General features: G+C 48.8%; 23 protein-coding genes. 19 read left to right on the top strand and 4 right to left on the bottom strand.

Annotated elements, in window-relative coordinates; genetic code table 11:
* Positions 1 to 4 precede the first annotated feature (4 nt).
* The 19 genes from rplE to H8K29_RS02725 all read left to right on the top strand — a co-directional run bounded on the left by rplE (position 5) and on the right by H8K29_RS02725 (position 11,437).
* The gene (gene rplE, locus H8K29_RS02635) at positions 5 to 544 is read left to right on the top strand and encodes a 50S ribosomal protein L5 (protein WP_186884633.1); all 540 of its coding nucleotides are present in this window, start codon (positions 5 to 7) and stop codon (positions 542 to 544) included.
* 7 nt (positions 545 to 551) lie between these two features.
* Complete coding sequence (rpsN, locus tag H8K29_RS02640) at positions 552 to 857, top strand: 30S ribosomal protein S14 (RefSeq protein WP_186884634.1); 306 nt, start codon at positions 552 to 554, stop codon at positions 855 to 857.
* Between the two features lie 14 nt (positions 858 to 871).
* Positions 872 to 1,267, top strand: a complete 396-nt coding sequence (gene rpsH / locus H8K29_RS02645; protein WP_186884635.1) for a 30S ribosomal protein S8 — start codon at positions 872 to 874, stop codon at positions 1,265 to 1,267.
* Between the two features lie 10 nt (positions 1,268 to 1,277).
* Complete coding sequence (gene rplF, locus H8K29_RS02650) at positions 1,278 to 1,811, top strand: 50S ribosomal protein L6 (protein WP_186884636.1); 534 nt, start codon at positions 1,278 to 1,280, stop codon at positions 1,809 to 1,811.
* A 12-nt stretch (positions 1,812 to 1,823) separates the two neighbouring features.
* A complete protein-coding gene (rplR, locus tag H8K29_RS02655; protein WP_186884637.1) occupies positions 1,824 to 2,186 on the top strand; it encodes a 50S ribosomal protein L18 in 363 nt (120 codons plus the stop codon).
* A 12-nt stretch (positions 2,187 to 2,198) separates the two neighbouring features.
* A complete protein-coding gene (rpsE, locus tag H8K29_RS02660; RefSeq protein WP_110255927.1) occupies positions 2,199 to 2,717 on the top strand; it encodes a 30S ribosomal protein S5 in 519 nt (172 codons plus the stop codon).
* A gap of 10 nt (positions 2,718 to 2,727) precedes the next feature.
* Complete coding sequence (gene rpmD / locus H8K29_RS02665; RefSeq protein ID WP_186884638.1) at positions 2,728 to 2,907, top strand: 50S ribosomal protein L30; 180 nt, start codon at positions 2,728 to 2,730, stop codon at positions 2,905 to 2,907.
* A 28-nt stretch (positions 2,908 to 2,935) separates the two neighbouring features.
* Positions 2,936 to 3,367: a 50S ribosomal protein L15 gene (gene rplO / locus H8K29_RS02670; protein WP_186884639.1), complete on the top strand. Its 432-nt coding sequence runs from the start codon at positions 2,936 to 2,938 to the stop codon at positions 3,365 to 3,367.
* A 25-nt stretch (positions 3,368 to 3,392) separates the two neighbouring features.
* Complete coding sequence (gene secY / locus H8K29_RS02675) at positions 3,393 to 4,730, top strand: preprotein translocase subunit SecY (protein WP_186896284.1); 1,338 nt, start codon at positions 3,393 to 3,395, stop codon at positions 4,728 to 4,730.
* Between the two features lie 24 nt (positions 4,731 to 4,754).
* Positions 4,755 to 4,973, top strand: a complete 219-nt coding sequence (gene infA, locus H8K29_RS02680; RefSeq protein ID WP_005663428.1) for a translation initiation factor IF-1 — start codon at positions 4,755 to 4,757, stop codon at positions 4,971 to 4,973.
* Positions 4,974 to 5,006: 33 nt separating this feature from the next.
* On the top strand, positions 5,007 to 5,120 hold the full coding sequence (gene rpmJ, locus H8K29_RS02685; RefSeq protein WP_014004415.1) for a 50S ribosomal protein L36: 114 nt from the start codon (positions 5,007 to 5,009) through the stop codon (positions 5,118 to 5,120).
* A gap of 28 nt (positions 5,121 to 5,148) precedes the next feature.
* A complete protein-coding gene (gene rpsM / locus H8K29_RS02690; RefSeq protein WP_186884641.1) occupies positions 5,149 to 5,514 on the top strand; it encodes a 30S ribosomal protein S13 in 366 nt (121 codons plus the stop codon).
* Between the two features lie 31 nt (positions 5,515 to 5,545).
* Positions 5,546 to 5,950, top strand: coding sequence for a 30S ribosomal protein S11 (gene rpsK / locus H8K29_RS02695; RefSeq protein WP_110255932.1), 405 nt, complete (start codon positions 5,546 to 5,548; stop codon positions 5,948 to 5,950).
* A 196-nt stretch (positions 5,951 to 6,146) separates the two neighbouring features.
* Positions 6,147 to 6,770, top strand: coding sequence for a 30S ribosomal protein S4 (gene rpsD, locus H8K29_RS02700; RefSeq protein ID WP_186884642.1), 624 nt, complete (start codon positions 6,147 to 6,149; stop codon positions 6,768 to 6,770).
* 102 nt (positions 6,771 to 6,872) lie between these two features.
* Complete coding sequence (rpoA, locus tag H8K29_RS02705; RefSeq protein ID WP_186884643.1) at positions 6,873 to 7,850, top strand: DNA-directed RNA polymerase subunit alpha; 978 nt, start codon at positions 6,873 to 6,875, stop codon at positions 7,848 to 7,850.
* Positions 7,851 to 7,971: 121 nt separating this feature from the next.
* Entirely contained in the window at positions 7,972 to 8,367 is a 396-nt protein-coding gene (gene rplQ / locus H8K29_RS02710; protein WP_186884644.1) for a 50S ribosomal protein L17, read from the top strand.
* Positions 8,368 to 8,513: 146 nt separating this feature from the next.
* Positions 8,514 to 8,849 (top strand): divalent-cation tolerance protein CutA, encoded by a 336-nt coding sequence (cutA, locus tag H8K29_RS02715; protein ID WP_370527121.1) that lies wholly within the window; start codon positions 8,514 to 8,516, stop codon positions 8,847 to 8,849.
* Positions 8,846 to 10,642: a protein-disulfide reductase DsbD gene (dsbD, locus tag H8K29_RS02720; protein WP_186896286.1), complete on the top strand. Its 1,797-nt coding sequence runs from the start codon at positions 8,846 to 8,848 to the stop codon at positions 10,640 to 10,642. The genes cutA and dsbD overlap by 4 nt, the downstream gene beginning before the upstream one ends.
* 156 nt (positions 10,643 to 10,798) lie before the next feature.
* A complete protein-coding gene (locus H8K29_RS02725; RefSeq protein WP_186896287.1) occupies positions 10,799 to 11,437 on the top strand; it encodes a peroxiredoxin in 639 nt (212 codons plus the stop codon).
* A 106-nt stretch (positions 11,438 to 11,543) separates the two neighbouring features.
* On the opposite strand, the gene H8K29_RS02730 is transcribed toward H8K29_RS02725, so the two are convergent.
* The 4 genes from H8K29_RS02730 to H8K29_RS02745 all read right to left on the bottom strand — a co-directional run bounded on the left by H8K29_RS02730 (position 11,544) and on the right by H8K29_RS02745 (position 16,108).
* Positions 11,544 to 12,080: a GNAT family N-acetyltransferase gene (locus tag H8K29_RS02730; RefSeq protein WP_186896288.1), complete on the bottom strand. Its 537-nt coding sequence runs from the start codon at positions 12,078 to 12,080 to the stop codon at positions 11,544 to 11,546.
* 115 nt (positions 12,081 to 12,195) lie between these two features.
* Positions 12,196 to 13,638, bottom strand: a complete 1,443-nt coding sequence (gene sbcB / locus H8K29_RS02735; RefSeq protein WP_186896289.1) for an exodeoxyribonuclease I — start codon at positions 13,636 to 13,638, stop codon at positions 12,196 to 12,198.
* A 138-nt stretch (positions 13,639 to 13,776) separates the two neighbouring features.
* Positions 13,777 to 14,871, bottom strand: coding sequence for a magnesium transporter CorA family protein (locus H8K29_RS02740; protein WP_186896290.1), 1,095 nt, complete (start codon positions 14,869 to 14,871; stop codon positions 13,777 to 13,779).
* A complete protein-coding gene (locus H8K29_RS02745; protein WP_186896291.1) occupies positions 14,852 to 16,108 on the bottom strand; it encodes a sterol desaturase family protein in 1,257 nt (418 codons plus the stop codon). Before H8K29_RS02745 ends, H8K29_RS02740 begins: the two co-directional genes overlap by 20 nt.
* Positions 16,109 to 16,137 lie beyond the last annotated feature (29 nt).

Genomic DNA, 16,137 nt, shown 5'->3' on the forward strand with positions numbered 1-16,137 from the left:
CATCATGGCCCGTCTACAAGCATTATATAAAGAAAAAATCGTCGGTGAATTGACTGAAAAGTACGCTTACAAGTCAAGCATGGAAGTTCCACGTATCTTGAAAATCACCCTGAATATGGGTTTGTCTGAAGCAGTTGCAGATAAAAAGATTATCGAGCATGCAGTTGGTGACTTGACGAAAATCGCAGGCCAGAAGCCAGTTGTGACCAAAGCTCGTAAAGCGATCGCAGGTTTTAAAATCCGTGAAGGTTATCCAATCGGCTGTATGGTTACTTTGCGTGGCGCTCAGATGTATGAATTCCTGGATCGTTTCATTACCGTGGCTTTGCCTCGCGTACGTGACTTCCGTGGTGTTTCTGGTCGTGCGTTTGATGGTCGTGGTAACTACAATATCGGTGTCAAGGAACAAATCATTTTCCCTGAAATCGAGTACGACAAGATCGACGCATTGCGTGGTATGAATATCAGTATCACGACAACCGCAAAGACCGACGAAGAAGCGAAAGCACTCCTCGCCGCATTTAAATTTCCGTTCAGAAACTGAGGTCGCCATGGCAAAACTGGCACTGATTAATCGTGAGCAAAAGCGTGCAGACTTGGTGAAGAAATTCGCTGGCAAGCGCGCCGAATTGAAGGCCATCGTTGATGACCAATCAAAGACTGAAGAAGAGCGTTATGTTGCTCGTCTGAAGTTGCAGGCTTTGCCACGTAATTCTAATCCGACACGTCAGCGTAATCGTTGCGCTTTGACAGGTCGTCCGCGTGGCACATTCCGTAAATTCGGTTTGGGCCGTATTAAACTCCGTGAAGTCGCCATGCGTGGTGAAATCCCGGGTATGACTAAAGCCAGCTGGTAATAGGAGAATAAGCAATGAGTATGAGCGATCCTATCGCCGATATGCTGACCCGCATTCGTAACGCACAAGTTGTTCAAAAAACTGTTGTTGCGATGCCGTCCTCTAAAGTAAAGATTGCAATTGCAAACGTACTTAAAGACGAAGGTTACATTGAAGATTTCGCAGTTTTAGAAACTGCAGGGAAGTCCGAATTAAAAATCGGCTTGAAATATTATGCAGGACGTCCAGTTATTGAACGTTTGGAACGTGTTTCACGTCCAGGTCTTCGTATTTACAAAGGTAAAGACGAGATTCCAAATGTGATGAACGGTTTGGGTGTAGCGATTGTTTCTACACCAAAAGGCGTCATGACTGACCGCAAAGCGCGCGCAACCGGTGTCGGTGGCGAAGTAATTTGCTACGTCGCCTAAGGAGTGAAAGATGTCTCGAGTAGGTAAGATGCCAATCGCTTTGCCGGCCGGTGCAGAAGTTGCAATTTCAGCAGAGCAGATTACAGTAAAAGGTCCTATGGGCGTGCAGACACAAAGCCTCAATGGCTTAGTGAAAGTTGCGAACGACAACGGCACTTTGAGTTTTTCACCAGCCAATGATGGCCGTGAAGCTAATGCAATGACTGGTACTTTACGTGCCTTGGTCAATAACATGGTTACCGGTGTTACTAAAGGCTTTGAAAGAAAACTCACTTTGGTCGGCGTTGGTTACAAAGCGCAAGCTCAGGGTGATAAATTGAATTTGTCTTTAGGTTTTTCACATCCAGTCGTACATCAAATGCCAGAAGGTATTTCTTGTGCTACGCCAACTCCTACTGAAATCCTGATTAAAGGTGTTAATAAGCAGGTAGTAGGTCAGGTGGCAGCTGAAGTCCGTGCATACCGCAGCCCAGAGCCTTATAAAGGCAAGGGTGTCCGTTATGCGGACGAAGTGGTTGTGATTAAAGAAACCAAGAAGAAGTAATAGGGGTTGACGATGGACAAGAAACAATCACGTCTGCGCCGCGCACGTCAAACCCGTGCCAAGATCGCAGAACTCAAAGTGAACCGCCTGGCCGTGCATCGCACCAACCTGCACATTTACGCAAACATTATTGGCCCAGACGCCAAAGTGTTGGCGTCGGCTTCCACCGTAGAGGCGGAAGTACGTGCAGAATTGGCTGGCAAGTCCGGAGCTGGTGGCAACACCACAGCCGCGACTTTGATCGGCAAGCGTGTAGCAGAGAAGGCAATCAAAGCAGGGGTTACCGAAGTTGCGTTTGACCGCTCCGGTTTCCGTTACCATGGCCGCATCAAGGCGCTTGCAGAAGCTGCCCGTGAAGCTGGCTTGAAGTTCTAAGGAAAATTTGTCATGGCAAAAATGCAAGCAAAAACAGCAGCCGACAAGCCGGATGATGGCATGCGCGAAAAAATGATCGCGATCAACCGTGTAACCAAAGTGGTTAAGGGTGGTCGTATCATGGGCTTCGCTGCATTGACAGTTGTAGGCGACGGCGATGGCCGTATCGGTATGGGCAAAGGTAAGTCGAAAGAAGTTCCTGTTGCCGTACAAAAAGCGATGGAAGAAGCCCGTCGTAAGATGATCAAAGTGACTTTGAAAAACGGTACTTTGCAGCACACCGTTACTGGTAAGCACGGCGCGTCTTCCGTCATGATTTCTCCAGCAAAAGAAGGTACTGGCGTTATCGCTGGTGGTCCAATGCGCGCGATTTTTGAAGTAATGGGTATTGTTAACGTCGTTGCTAAATCCAACGGCTCAACAAATCCTTACAACATGGTTCGTGCAACTTTGAATGGTCTGGCTAAGATGAGTACTCCATCTGAAATCGCTGCAAAGCGTGGCAAGACTGTTGAAGAAATCCTCGGTTAAGGAGAGCGCGATGACTAAGACAGTAAAAGTGCAATTGGTCAAAGGTCTGATCGGCACACGCCAGGATCACCGTGCTACCGTACGTGGTCTGGGTTTGCGTCGTGTTAATTCAGTTTCTGAATTGCAAGACACGCCAGCAGTACGCGGCATGATCAATAAAGTCTCGTATCTTGTGAAGGTTGTAGCGTAAGTCGTCAGACTTATGTTCGGAGCAAATTATGGAATTGAATAACATACAACCTGCTGATGGCGCTAAACACTACAAACGTCGTGTTGGTCGTGGTATCGGCTCAGGTTTGGGTAAGACAGCGGGTCGCGGCCATAAAGGTCAAAAATCTCGTTCCGGCGGCTTTCATAAAGTCGGTTTCGAAGGCGGTCAGATGCCTTTGCAACGTCGCTTGCCAAAACGTGGTTTTAAATCACTGGCAACACCGTACAAAGCAGAAGTTCGTCTGACAGACTTGGAAAATTTGCCAGTCACTGAAATTGACATCCTTGCTTTAAAACAAGCTGGTGTTGTTTCTGAGCTCGCACGTGTAGTTCGTGTGATCTTGTCTGGTGCGATTACTAAGAAAGTAACTTTGAACGGCTTGATCGTCACTAAAGGCGCTAAAGCTGCAATCGAAGCTGCTGGCGGTACGATCGCTTAATTCACTGCAGACACCGGAGCAATAATTGGCAACATCTCCACAACAAGCTAAAAGTGCAGCAAGCGGATTTCCCTGGGGGCGACTCTGGTTCCTGCTTGCAGCATTGGTTGTCTATCGGATTGGTGCTCATGTACCTGTTCCTGGTATAGATCCAACTGCATTGGCAGATCTGTTTAAGCAAAACCAAGGTGGTATCTTGGGGATGTTTAACATGTTCTCCGGTGGTGCATTGTCACGGTTCACCGTGTTTGCACTCGGCATCATGCCGTATATCTCGGCATCGATCATCATGCAACTGATGTCTATCGTTTCTCCGCAACTGGAAGCACTGAAAAAAGAAGGTGAATCCGGTCGCAGAAAAATTACTCAGTACACACGTTATGGAACTTTGTTACTGGCGACAGCGCAGGCATATTTCATTGCGTTTGGTCTGGAGGCGCAGCCAGGGCTCGTTATTGATCCCGGCCTCGCTTTCAGATTCACTACTGTAGTGTCATTGGTGACAGGTACGATGTTTTTGATGTGGCTGGGCGAACAAATCACTGAGCGCGGTTTAGGTAACGGTATTTCTATCATTATCTTCGCCGGTATTGCTGCTGGTTTGCCAGGTGCCTTGGTAAGTTTGTTTGAGTTGGTTCGTACTGGATCTATGCATCCTGCGTCAGTATTGTTGATCTGTGTTATTGCGGTAGCTGTGACGTTTCTGGTGGTATTTGTGGAACGTGGCCAACGTAAGATTCTGGTTAATTATGCGAAGCGTCAGGTCGGAAATAAAGTGTATGGCGGGCAAAGCAGTCATTTGCCGCTGAAGTTGAATATGGCTGGTGTAATTCCTCCAATTTTCGCTTCATCGATCATTTTATTCCCAGCAACGATTACCAGCTGGTTCACCAAGGGTGCAGATTCTTCAACGAGCGGGTTTATTACGTTCTTGAAAGATCTGGCTGCATCAATGGCGCCAGGCGAGCCTATTCATGCGTTGTTGTACGCTGCTGCGATTATTTTCTTTTGCTTCTTTTATACCGCTTTGGTATTCAACAGCAAAGAAACAGCTGATAATTTGAAGAAGAGTGGAGCGTTTGTCCCTGGAATACGTCCAGGCGATCAGACTGCCCGCTATATCGACAAAATTTTGATGCGATTGACGTTGGCTGGTGCGGTTTATATCACGCTAGTCTGTTTGTTACCTGAATTTTTGATTGCCAAATGGAAAGTTCCTTTCTACTTCGGTGGTACATCCCTGCTGATTATCGTGGTGGTGACCATGGATTTTATGGCTCAGGTGCAAAACTATGTCATGTCGCAGCAATACGAGTCGCTGCTTCGTAAAGCAAATTTCAAGGGCGGGATTCCTTCGCGGTAATTTGCTGAAGGGACAGCAGATCGAATGGCAAAAGACGACGTTATACAGATGCAGGGCGAGATTCTGGAGAATCTTCCGAATGCAACATTTAGAGTTAAGTTGGAAAACGGGCATGTTGTACTAGGCCATATTTCCGGGAAGATGCGGATGAACTATATCCGTATTCTTCCAGGTGATAAGGTGACAGTGGAATTGACGCCTTATGATTTGAGCCGGGCGCGAATAGTGTTCCGAACCAAGTAAATTAAAAGTGAACAAGAAGGGAAGAGGGCAAAAATGAAAGTTCTCGCATCAGTTAAGCGGATCTGCCGCAACTGCAAAATCATCAAGCGCAAAGGTGTTGTTCGTGTTATTTGCACAGAACCACGCCATAAACAGCGCCAAGGTTAATTTAACGTTATTGAACGAGGAATAACGAATGGCACGTATCGCAGGGGTTAATATCCCAAATCATCAGCATACCGTAATCGGCTTAACAGCTATCTATGGTATTGGCCGTCCACGCTCACAGAAAATCTGTGAAGCAACAGGTGTTTTGACCAATAAAAAGGTTAAAGATCTGGATGACAACGAACTCGAGAAGCTTCGCGACGAAATCGGTAAATTTATCGTCGAAGGTGACTTGCGTCGTGAATTGTCCATGAACATCAAGCGCTTGATGGACTTGGGTTGCTATCGCGGCTTGCGTCATCGTAAAGGCTTGCCTTGCCGTGGCCAACGTACACGTACTAACGCACGTACACGTAAAGGTCCACGTAAAGCAGCTCAATCTTTGAAGAAATAATCCAGGCTAGCCCGGATCCAAGGAAATCATTATGGCAAAAGCACAAAACAACGCAGCAGCAGCACGTGCTCGTAAGAAAGTTAAAAAGAACGTTGCTGAAGGTATCGCACACGTTCACGCTTCTTTCAATAACACCATCATCACGATCACTGATCGTCAAGGCAATGCTCTCTCTTGGGCAACTGCTGGCGGTGCTGGTTTTAAAGGCTCACGTAAATCTACTCCTTTCGCAGCTCAGGTTGCAGCGGAAGCAGCAGGTAAAGTTGCTGTTGAATGCGGTATCAAAAATCTGGAAGTTCGCATCAAAGGCCCAGGCCCAGGTCGTGAATCTTCAGTACGCGCACTGAACAATCTCGGCATCAAGATTTCTTTGATCCAAGACGTAACTCCAGTACCACACAACGGCTGCCGCCCTCCAAAGCGTCGTCGTATCTAAGCGGTAGCATTTGCTGCTGGCGTTCTGACGGTATTTCCGTTAGAATGCAAGCCCGCCATTTTGTTGGCGGGTTTTGTGTTGGGGATTTTATTTCAGGCATTAAGCGATTCGCTTTCGCCTTTAAGACCACTGTCTGATAGCAAGCAGATCAGACTAGCGCAGCCAAGTTCTGCGTCATTTATAAAAGGAAAATATTGTGGCACGTTATATCGGACCAAAAGCTAAGTTATCCCGTCGCGAAGGCACGGACCTGTTTCTGAAAAGCGCACGTCGCTCTTTGGATTCAAAATGCAAATTAGATGTAAAACCAGGTCAACACGGTGCGAAATCTGGCGCACGTACTTCTGACTTCGGTAATCAATTACGCGAAAAGCAAAAAGTTAAACGTATGTACGGCGTTCTGGAACGTCAATTCCGCCGCTACTTCGCCGAAGCTGATCGCCAAAAAGGCAACACAGGCGAAACACTGTTGAAATTGCTGGAATCCCGTCTCGACAACGTTGCATACCGCATGGGCTTTGGCTCTACACGTGCTGAAGCACGTCAGTTGGTAAGCCACAAAGCTTTCACAGTCAACGGTATCGTTGTGAACATCGCTTCTTACCAAGTTAAAGCTGGTGACGTTGTTGCTGTTCGTGAAAAAGCGAAAAAACAAGTTCGTATCGTTGAAGCTCTGTCCCTGGCTGAGCAATCCGGCATGCCTTCATGGGTAGCTGTTGATGCGAAGAAAATGGAAGGTACTTACAAGTCCATGCCAGATCGTAGCGATATCGCTCACGATGTCAACGAATCACTGATCGTTGAATTGTATTCTCGTTAATTTTAGTTTCATCGCCTGCCTGTTTTACGACAGGCAGGCTTTTTCTTTAATGCCGTCAGCCTTATCGGTGTAACGAACCGAGGGTATTGAAAAGGACATTTCATGCAAAACAATCTGTTGAAGCCACGTATTATCGATGTGGAAATGCTGGGTGCCGGTCACGCTAAAGTCGTGATGGAACCGTTTGAACGTGGCTATGGCCACACACTGGGCAACGCGCTGCGTCGCGTATTGTTGTCGACGATGGTTGGTTATGCGCCGACTGAAGTAGTGATTGCTGGTGTTGTTCATGAGTATTCATCCCTCGATGGCGTTCAAGAAGACGTCGTTGATATTCTGTTGAACTTGAAGGGTGTTGTATTCAAGTTGCACAATCGTGAAGAAGTGACACTGACATTGAAAAAAGATGGCGAAGGCGCAGTGTTGGCATCCGACATCGAGTTGCCACATGATGTGGAACTGATCAATCCAGATCACGTCATCGCGAATCTGACCGCCGGCGGTAAGCTGGACATGCAGATCAAAGTTGAAAAAGGCCGTGGCTATGTGCCTGGTAACGTTCGCCGTTTGTCTGAAGATGCAAACAAAACGATAGGCCGCATGATTCTGGACGCGTCTTTCTCTCCAGTGCGTCGTGTTTCTTACTCCGTTGAGTCTGCTCGTGTTGAACAGCGTACCGATCTGGATAAATTGATCATCAATATTGAAACCAATGGCGTGATCACACCAGAAGAAGCAATTCGTCAATCTGCTCGCGTGCTGGTTGATCAATTGAATGTCTTCGCTGCTCTGGAAGGTACTGAAGCAGCCGCTGAAGCACCATCCCGTGCACCAGCAGTTGATCCAGTTCTGTTGCGTCCAGTGGATGATCTAGAATTGACAGTACGTTCAGCAAACTGCCTGAAAGCAGAAAACATTTACTACATTGGCGATCTGATCCAACGTAGCGAAAATGAACTGTTGAAGACACCAAACCTGGGTCGCAAATCTTTGAACGAAATCAAAGAAGTGTTGGCTTCCCGTGGCTTGTCTTTGGGTATGAAGCTGGAAAACTGGCCACCTGCAGGCTTGGAAAAATAATTTGTCGGAATGAACGGTTTTAAATAAAGTCGTTCATTTTTTTATCGTAGTAAAAATAATTACCGGCCCGCGACAATGTTGTCGATAGAAGAGCTGGCAATGAAATCTGAAAGGAAATACCATGCGTCACCGTCACGGCTTACGTAAGCTGAATCGTACTTCATCCCACCGTTTGGCTATGTTGCGCAACATGACAGTATCCCTGTTGCGTCACGAAGCGATCAAAACAACATTGCCAAAAGCAAAAGAACTGCGCCGCGTTATCGAGCCGATTCTGACTTTGGGTAAAGTTGATACATTGGCTAACAAACGTCTGGCGTTTTCCCGTCTGCGCGATCGCGAAATGGTTTTGAAACTGTTTGCGGAACTCGGCCCACGTTACGCAAATCGTAATGGCGGCTACCTGCGTATTCTGAAAATGGGCTTCCGCGTTGGCGACAATGCACCGATGGCTTACGTTGAATTGCTGGATCGTCCAGAAGTCACTGATGTAGAAAATGCTCCAGTAGCAGAATAATTTAAGAAGATATTTCTTAAATAAAAGGCCCGGTTTATCCGGGCTTTTTTTTTCTTCATTTGTGTCCCAGTTATCAACGCGTTTATATTTAGCTCTATTCAGCTTGGGTTGCTCGTGATCATCAGACTCTTGCTAAAATGAGCGCTATGAAGACAAACGACGATAAAGTTTTACTGGTAATGACGAATTGTCCGGATAAGACCGTTGCGCTCACGATCGCCCAAAATATATTAGAAAATAATTTGGCTGCATGCGTGAACGTCATGCCCGAAATAATGTCTCTGTACACGTGGGATGGTCAGCAGGAAGTCTCCACTGAAGTGCCATTGCACATCAAGACAACAACTCAAGCCTACCTAGATCTGCAGGCATTGATTTGCTCGCTGCACCCTTACCAAGTACCGGAAATTATTGCTATTCCCGTGGTCGATGGCTTACCTGCCTATCTGCAATGGGTACAAGAACAAACAGGACTTAAATGAACACGCATCGCATCGCAACGCTCTCGCCGCAAAACGGTTTCATTCATGTATTACAGATGCTGTTAATGAGCGCATTTCTGATTCTCAGTAGCCTGGCGCATGCCGATGAGTTTCTCGACCCGGAAGTCGCTTTCAAAGCATCCGCCAAAATGGCTGAACCCGGCGTTGCCGAGGTGACGCTGACCATTGCTGATGGTTATTATTTGTACCGTGAAAAGTTGAAATTCACTTCGGCCGACGCAAAAATTGGCGATGTCGTGCTGCCAGCCGGTAAGGTCAAATTTGACGAAACCTTTCAAAAAGACGTAGAGACATACCGCAAGTCTGTACTGATCAGGATTCCGGTACAGGCTGCCAATGACTTCACATTGAAAGTCGGCAGACAAGGATGTGCTGATCAGGGCTTGTGCTATCCGCCATTGGAAAGTGAATTCAGACTGAGCATCGCAGCGGGTAACGCTGCCACTTCGTCACAGCCGAGCGGCGCAGACGTCAGCAAGACCGATGCCGGAGCAGATGCAGAAAGCAGCAGCATCAGTGCAGCACTAAAGAGCGGTAAGTTATCCGTCATCCTGCCTTTGTTTTTCATTCTTGGTCTGGGCTTATCGCTGACACCGTGTGTGCTGCCGATGGTGCCGATTTTGTCTTTTATCATCGTTGGTGAAGGCGCGGGTGTCAGTCGTACGCGTGGATTCATGTTATCGCTTGCGTATGTACTCGGGATGTCACTGGTGTACACAGGAATGGGCGTTGCTGCCGGTCTCGCCGGTGAGGGCTTGGCGGCGACCCTGCAAAATCCATGGGTATTGGGTGCATTTTCCTTATTGATGGTGTTCTTCGCGTTGTCGATGTTTAACGTCTATCAATTGCAAATGCCGGCGGCATTGCAAACTAAGTTAACTGAAATTTCCGAAGGTCAGCGCGATAGTAAATTAGGAAAATTAATTGGCGTATTCCTGATGGGAGCGATTTCTGCGTTGATCGTTGGACCATGTGTCACGGGCCCATTGCTTGGCGCGCTGGTCTACATCAGTCAGACGCGCGATGTAATCGTTGGTGGTGCCGCAATGTTCGCTATTGCGATCGGTATGGGCGTGCCTTTGCTGTTACTCGGTATATCTGCCGGCAGCTTGTTACCACGCGCCGGAATCTGGATGGAAAACATCAAACGTTTCTTTGGCGTGCTGATGCTGGCGATGGCGTTGTGGATGATCTCGCCAGTGATTCCTGTCTGGTTACAGATGCTCGGGTGGGCAACGCTATTGATTGCTTATGCTAGCTATCAGTTATTTTTTCATCGTTCAGGTTTGCCTGGGAAGCTGATTGCCGCTGCGTTCGGCGTACTGGGTTTATTGCAGCTCGTTGGTGTCGCTACCGGCGGTCGCGATATCTATGCGCCGGTCGCTCATCTGTTTGGCACGCAGACGCATGGTGCAGTATTTGTCCGTGTGCGTAATGTCGCTGAACTCGATGCAGCATTGGCGCAGAGCAAAGGAAAAACGGCGATGCTGGATTTCTACGCAGACTGGTGTGTCTCTTGCAAAGAAATGGAAAAACTGACATTCACCGATGTCCGGGTGAAGGCGAAGATGGATGCAATGTTGCTGCTGCAAGTCGACGTTACCGCGAATAATGACGACGATAAAGAAATGCTGAAACGCTTTAAATTATTCGGCCCTCCGGGCATCATTTTCTTCAATAATCAAGGTGCAGAAATTCCCGATAGTCGCGTTGTCGGTTTCCAGAATGCTGAAAAATTCTTGCAGTCATTATCAAGAATTGAAGGTAAGTAATTAACCCGGATCAGCGTCGTATTTCTGCAGCGCTGATCCAGCGTCCCTCCTAATCGCACTTATATAACTAAGCCGATATAAGCTTTCAACTTCTCTGTTCTTGAGAAGTTGAAAGAGGCGATTTATAGTCAGACTCTACATTTTTGGGAGAGTAAGATGACTTTACGTTTAGGCGATATTGCACCGGATTTTGAGCAGGATTCCTCCATTGGAAAACTGAAATTCCACGAATGGGCTGGCAATTCCTGGGTGGTGCTATTTTCCCATCCGGCGGATTTCACACCGGTCTGCACCACAGAACTCGGACTGACAGCGAAGCTGAAGCCAGAGTTTGACAAGCGCAATGTCAAAGCGATAGCCTTGTCGGTTGACGGCGCGGATTCACATCTGCAATGGATTAAAGATATTGAGGAAACGCAGCAGACCGTGGTTGGTTTCCCTATCATCGCTGATGCCGATCGCAAGGTTGCCGCGTTGTACGACATGATTCACCCGAATCAATCAGAAACCGTGACCGTGCGCTCGCTGTTCATCATTGATCCAAATAAAAAAGTCCGCCTGATCATTACTTATCCGCTGACCACTGGCCGAAATTTTGATGAAGTGCTGCGTGTGATCGATGCCTTGCAACTGACCGATGGCTATACCGTTGCGACACCAGGCAACTGGCGTGATGGTGACGATGTGATTATTCCTTTGTCGATCAAAGATGAAGATGTGATCAAACAGAAATACCCGAAAGGTTACAAAGCACCAAAGCCTTATCTACGCATTACACCGCAACCAAATAAGTAAGCGCTGTCTGTTTGCTTTACCTGATTGCCCTGGTCTTTGTGCCGGGGCTTTTTATTGGTAGCGAGATGCATAATCCACTTCACCAGATGCAAGTTGTTTGCCGGCATCAGGTATTTTGCAAGGCTTCCCATTCGCTACGCAACAAAGCATACATCCTGACGTCGACAAAGCGTCCGCGGTTGTATGCTGCACCGCGTGCGACACCTTCAAATTGAAAGCCGTTCTTGACAGCGACTTTTTCAGAACCTGCATTACCCGCTTCCATGTGAATTTCCAGGCGGTTCAGCAAGCTGGTTTCAAACAGGTAGCGCGTGAGTAGCGCCACCGCTTCGCTCATAATGCCTTTGCCGTGCAGGGTTGTAGAAAACAGCGAGTAACCGATTTCGCGCGACTGAAAATACGGCACTGTTTTGAAATGGAACACTCTGCCCAGTATCTGTTCGTCGTCGCCGATGATCAGAAAGTATTCCATGTTTTCCTTAGAGCTATGCTGTTCCTCAAAGCGCTTTTCGAGCAGGCCAGGCAGCATCAGTTCGGTTGACAACCACGGGCCGCGTGTATCCAGATTATTGAGCAAGTTGATGAGTTGCGGAATTTCTTCTTTCTTAGGATGGCGCAAATAAAAGCAGCTGCCTCGTATCATTGTGACTCCATAAAATTAATTTGAACATCTGCATCATCATGCGCCTGCTTCGCAGGAAATGCCTTGAAGAAGCACATGAATACTCAGTCTCTGTTTTACCTGCAGGATGATTTTTTCAACGCATAGGCGTGATGTGCTCAGCGTAATCATACAAAGCACCGAGTATTTCTTCGGCGCGTTCATCGGCTTCTTCCGATAGCTGATCGATGCGCTCAAAAAACTGTTCCACCGTCATTGCATTGCCCAGCCCGTCATGCAGGCGGGCGGCGCGGTGTTGTTCCCATGTTTCTGCTTCTTCCGCACTCAGCGTCGCGAGGAAATTTCTGGCGCGATAGCGGAACAACAGTTCGTCCAGTCGTGCATCTTGAAAATGGGTCGATGCTTGCGCCAGTTGTTCTGCTGGCAGCGCCCGCAGCTCGTTCAATAAACGGCGGTCAGCATTGCCGATGAAGCCGTTGTACAAATCTTCGTCAACATCATTGTTCGTTGATGAGCCGTTCGCGGCAGAGCGCTCAAACACCGCTTCCCAGATTTGTGCCATGTCCGGCGCATGGGCTGCGATGGCAGCGTGCGCCATGACGGCAGTCATATCGATGCCCCAATGCGCGGCGCGTTCGGCGGACAGGGTTTTCAGATTGCTGATGACGATCGGGGACTTATTAATGTGGATGGTTTTGATCGGCAGACGGGTTACACCCTCAGGTAAATTGCTGCTCTTGCTGAACATACGCAGCTGAATTTCTTCGCTGCTGAGCGAGAATAATTCAGCCGGATCGGCGCTCAGATCCCAGACGATGATTTCGTTTTTGTTGGTCGGATGCATCGCCAGCGGCCACATCACGCTGATGCATCCGCGTTCTGCCGGAATCATGCCCGTGATGTGCAGAAACGGCTTTGGCACAGGCCAGCCTATCTCTTCCATGACGCGGTCTTTTTTGCGCAGACTCAGGCAGAAATCAAACAGCCGCGGATTTTTTTCTTTCAGCAAACGTGCCATCGCAATCGTCGCGCGCACATCGGATAAGGCATCATGCGCGGCTTCGTGGCTGAGGCCGTTGGCAGCCGTCAGATGTTCGAGGCGGAAGCTGACCTTGCCTTCTTCGTTGCGCGGCCACTGTATGCCTTCCGGGCGCAGCGCATACGCGGTACGCACGACATCGAGAATATCCCAGCGGCTGCAATTATTTTGCCATTCGCGCGCATACGGATCGATCAGATTGCGCCAGAATAAAAAACGGGTGACTTCATCATCGAAGCGTATGGTGTTGTAGCCGACGCCGATGGTGCCGGGTTGCGCGAATGCGGCTTCGATTTGCCGTGCGAATTCGTGTTCCGGAACGCCGAGCTGCAGGCAAGTTTGTGGCGTGATGCCGGTGATCAGGCAGGCTTGTGGATCAGGCAGAAAATCGGGCGCGGGCTGGCAATACAGCATCAGTTCGTCGCCGATTTCATTGAGTTCCGCATCGGTGCGGATAGCGGCAAATTGCGCCGGGCGATCGCGGCGTGGCACGGCGCCGAAAGTTTCATAGTCGTGCCACAGAAAGGTCAGTGCTTGCATGGAATCGTCAGGAATGGCTGCAAAAGTAAAAGAAATAAGTGCAAAAACAGGTGAAATATACTGGGGGGAGTATTTTTAAACGCCCAATGTTTATAAGGACATGAAGGGTATTTAACCACATACTCCCCCAAAAACGTGTTATCGACGGGAATTGCGCAGGCGATCTTCGAGGTAGCGCTGGCTGCGGAAATATATCAACAGCAGCACGACGATGAAGCCCATCGCACCCATCGTGATCCAGAAACCGGAGGCGTTTTTGAGCAGCGGCATGACTTCAAAATTCATACCGAAAATCCCGGTAATCAGTGTCAGTGGCATGAACAAGGCCGTGATGACTGTCAGAGTGCGCATGATTTCGCTGGTGCGGTGCGCCATCGCAGAAAAGTGTATCTGCACCGCCGATTCCAGCGATGCTTCGAGGCGGCGCGCATGATTCAGTACGCGACTGATGTGTTCCATCACATCGGTGGTGCGGACCAATAACAAATCTTTCGCACGGCTTTGCGCATCGTTGTTGCCATCATGCGTGTCAACGATATGATCGCGCAATTCCTGCAATGCATCGCGTTGTTCTTCGCACAGATTATCGAGTTTGCGTAATTCCAGACGCGAATCGAGCAAGGCCATCCAGTTATTGAATGGGCGACGTGGGTCCAGTAGCGCGTGCTGCCAGCGATCCAGTTGTTGTGTCAGTGGCTGGCGCAATTCCAGATACTGATCGACCATCGCATTGAGTAAGCGCAGCATCAGATCTTCGGGCGACGCTGGTAAGCGGCCATGGCTGCTGCCATCGGCTTTGGCCTTGTAATTCAGCAGGCGGGCGCGGGCATTGTCGATGGTTTTGCTATTCGCGGCGCGGACGGTGACGAGCGCATGACCGAAAACAAAAAAGGACACCGGAACGGTCAATAATTTATTCAGCGCTGCCGGAATTTTCCGTTTTTCTGTGGTGTCGGTTGCGACTGCTTCACCGTTCAACGCTAGCTTGCGAAAGACCACCAACTCGTAATCATGGGTGTTATCGAAATACGAAGGATGGCTCAGATTGACGGCATCGCTCAAATGCAGATCGTAAATATGAATGCCGGTAATCCGTTCTACTTCTGCCCGCCATGCCTCTGCATTGTTACTGACTTCATCGTGGGTTGCATCCAGCCACAGAAAGCCTTGCGGCGTGACGGCGGAATCCGGATTGAGTAATACCTGATTGTCGTTAATATGAAAGATATCCATGCGGTTTCGTTTTAAAAATCAGTAAGAGCGCCATTAAACAAGCCGCGCAAGCCGCGCAAGCAGCAATGATGCAGGCTTGCGCCGTGCCGGTCAGTGTTGTGATACCAAACCAGCTTGACGTCGTCAGCACCATCGCAGCACAGATCGCGATTCTGAACGCTTCCAGTAACACGAAGAATTTTTGCTGTTGCATCAGACCGCCGATGATCCAGAAACCAGCCAGCAGCCATAGCGCATAGAGCACCAGCGAAATACTGCCAGCGGTATTTGCGCTGAGTAAAAAATGCGTCGTGATGTTCAGTCCCAGCGCGAACTGCGCGAGACAGTACCACATCAGTGCACCACGCAATGGCGGATTATATTCTGCTCGTTGCAGATCGAATGTAGCGGGCGCAGAGCGTGCCGCCAGATCGGCAGGTTGCCATCCCGGCGGCATCAGCCAGATTTTGAATTTATCCGTCCAGCGCCGGGTGCTCAGCGCGTCTGTCAGCACGGCGGCATACACTTCCGCGTTTGCCCAGAATGGATTCCAGCTACGCAAGGGTTTGCGCGTGCCAAACACGACAGGATGTGCATCCTGCTCTTCGATGAAGGTGCCGAACAGGCGATCCCAGAGTATCAGGATGCCGCCGAAATTTTTATCCAGATAGATGTCATTTACCGCATGATGAACACGATGATTCGACGGCGATGCAAACACGCGGTCAAACCAGCCCAGCTTACCGATTTGCTGCGTGTGTATCCAGAATTGATACAGCAAATCGATCAGTCCTACGGCGATGAAAACTTCTGCTGGATAACCGAGCAATGCCATCGGCAAATAAAATATCCAGGCAAATAAATGACCGCTGCTGGTTTGCCGTAACGCGGTACTCAGATTGTAATGTTCGCTTTGATGATGAACGACATGCGCTGCCCACAAAAGGTTCGTCATGTGGCCCATGCGATGCAGCCAGTAATATAAAAAATCGTACAGCAATAAGCCGGTCAGCCAGACCCACGGCTGATCGGCAGGCAGAGTGGTGATGGCAAAGTGCTGTGCGACCCAGACGTAAATGCCGATAGACAGCAACTTCAGAAAGACGTTAATGATCTGGCTCATGACGCCGAGGCTGAGGCTGTTGATCGCATCATTAACGCGGTATTCATGGCGATGCCGGCGCATGGCGACGTAGGCTTCAAGCGCGATCAGCAAAAAAAATATCGGGCTGGCAAAAGTGATGACTTTTTCTTGCATGCGCTTCACCGTCAAAAGAGAAAGGAAGC

The sequence above is a fragment of the Undibacterium sp. CY21W genome (genome assembly GCF_014284265.1).
GTDB classification, from domain to species: Bacteria; Pseudomonadota; Gammaproteobacteria; order Burkholderiales; family Burkholderiaceae_D; genus Undibacterium; species Undibacterium aquatile.

What these genes read in the sequence shown, in the direction of transcription:
- rplE (WP_186884633.1), top strand. Translation starts at nt 5, where the DNA reads ATGGCCCGTCTACAAGCATTATATAAAGAAAAAATCGTCGGTGAATTG.
- rpsN (WP_186884634.1), top strand. Translation starts at nt 552, where the DNA reads ATGGCAAAACTGGCACTGATTAATCGTGAGCAAAAGCGTGCAGACTTG.
- rpsH (WP_186884635.1), top strand. Translation starts at nt 872, where the DNA reads ATGAGTATGAGCGATCCTATCGCCGATATGCTGACCCGCATTCGTAAC.
- rplF (WP_186884636.1), top strand. Translation starts at nt 1,278, where the DNA reads ATGTCTCGAGTAGGTAAGATGCCAATCGCTTTGCCGGCCGGTGCAGAA.
- rplR (WP_186884637.1), top strand. Translation starts at nt 1,824, where the DNA reads ATGGACAAGAAACAATCACGTCTGCGCCGCGCACGTCAAACCCGTGCC.
- rpsE (WP_110255927.1), top strand. Translation starts at nt 2,199, where the DNA reads ATGGCAAAAATGCAAGCAAAAACAGCAGCCGACAAGCCGGATGATGGC.
- rpmD (WP_186884638.1), top strand. Translation starts at nt 2,728, where the DNA reads ATGACTAAGACAGTAAAAGTGCAATTGGTCAAAGGTCTGATCGGCACA.
- rplO (WP_186884639.1), top strand. Translation starts at nt 2,936, where the DNA reads ATGGAATTGAATAACATACAACCTGCTGATGGCGCTAAACACTACAAA.
- infA (WP_005663428.1), top strand. Translation starts at nt 4,755, where the DNA reads ATGGCAAAAGACGACGTTATACAGATGCAGGGCGAGATTCTGGAGAAT.
- rpmJ (WP_014004415.1), top strand. Translation starts at nt 5,007, where the DNA reads ATGAAAGTTCTCGCATCAGTTAAGCGGATCTGCCGCAACTGCAAAATC.
- rpsM (WP_186884641.1), top strand. Translation starts at nt 5,149, where the DNA reads ATGGCACGTATCGCAGGGGTTAATATCCCAAATCATCAGCATACCGTA.
- rpsK (WP_110255932.1), top strand. Translation starts at nt 5,546, where the DNA reads ATGGCAAAAGCACAAAACAACGCAGCAGCAGCACGTGCTCGTAAGAAA.
- rpoA (WP_186884643.1), top strand. Translation starts at nt 6,873, where the DNA reads ATGCAAAACAATCTGTTGAAGCCACGTATTATCGATGTGGAAATGCTG.
- rplQ (WP_186884644.1), top strand. Translation starts at nt 7,972, where the DNA reads ATGCGTCACCGTCACGGCTTACGTAAGCTGAATCGTACTTCATCCCAC.
- cutA (WP_370527121.1), top strand. Translation starts at nt 8,514, where the DNA reads ATGAAGACAAACGACGATAAAGTTTTACTGGTAATGACGAATTGTCCG.
- dsbD (WP_186896286.1), top strand. Translation starts at nt 8,846, where the DNA reads ATGAACACGCATCGCATCGCAACGCTCTCGCCGCAAAACGGTTTCATT.
- H8K29_RS02725 (WP_186896287.1), top strand. Translation starts at nt 10,799, where the DNA reads ATGACTTTACGTTTAGGCGATATTGCACCGGATTTTGAGCAGGATTCC.
- H8K29_RS02730 (WP_186896288.1), bottom strand. Translation starts at nt 12,080, where the DNA reads ATGATACGAGGCAGCTGCTTTTATTTGCGCCATCCTAAGAAAGAAGAA.
- sbcB (WP_186896289.1), bottom strand. Translation starts at nt 13,638, where the DNA reads ATGCAAGCACTGACCTTTCTGTGGCACGACTATGAAACTTTCGGCGCC.
- H8K29_RS02740 (WP_186896290.1), bottom strand. Translation starts at nt 14,871, where the DNA reads ATGGATATCTTTCATATTAACGACAATCAGGTATTACTCAATCCGGAT.
- H8K29_RS02745 (WP_186896291.1), bottom strand. Translation starts at nt 16,108, where the DNA reads ATGCAAGAAAAAGTCATCACTTTTGCCAGCCCGATATTTTTTTTGCTG.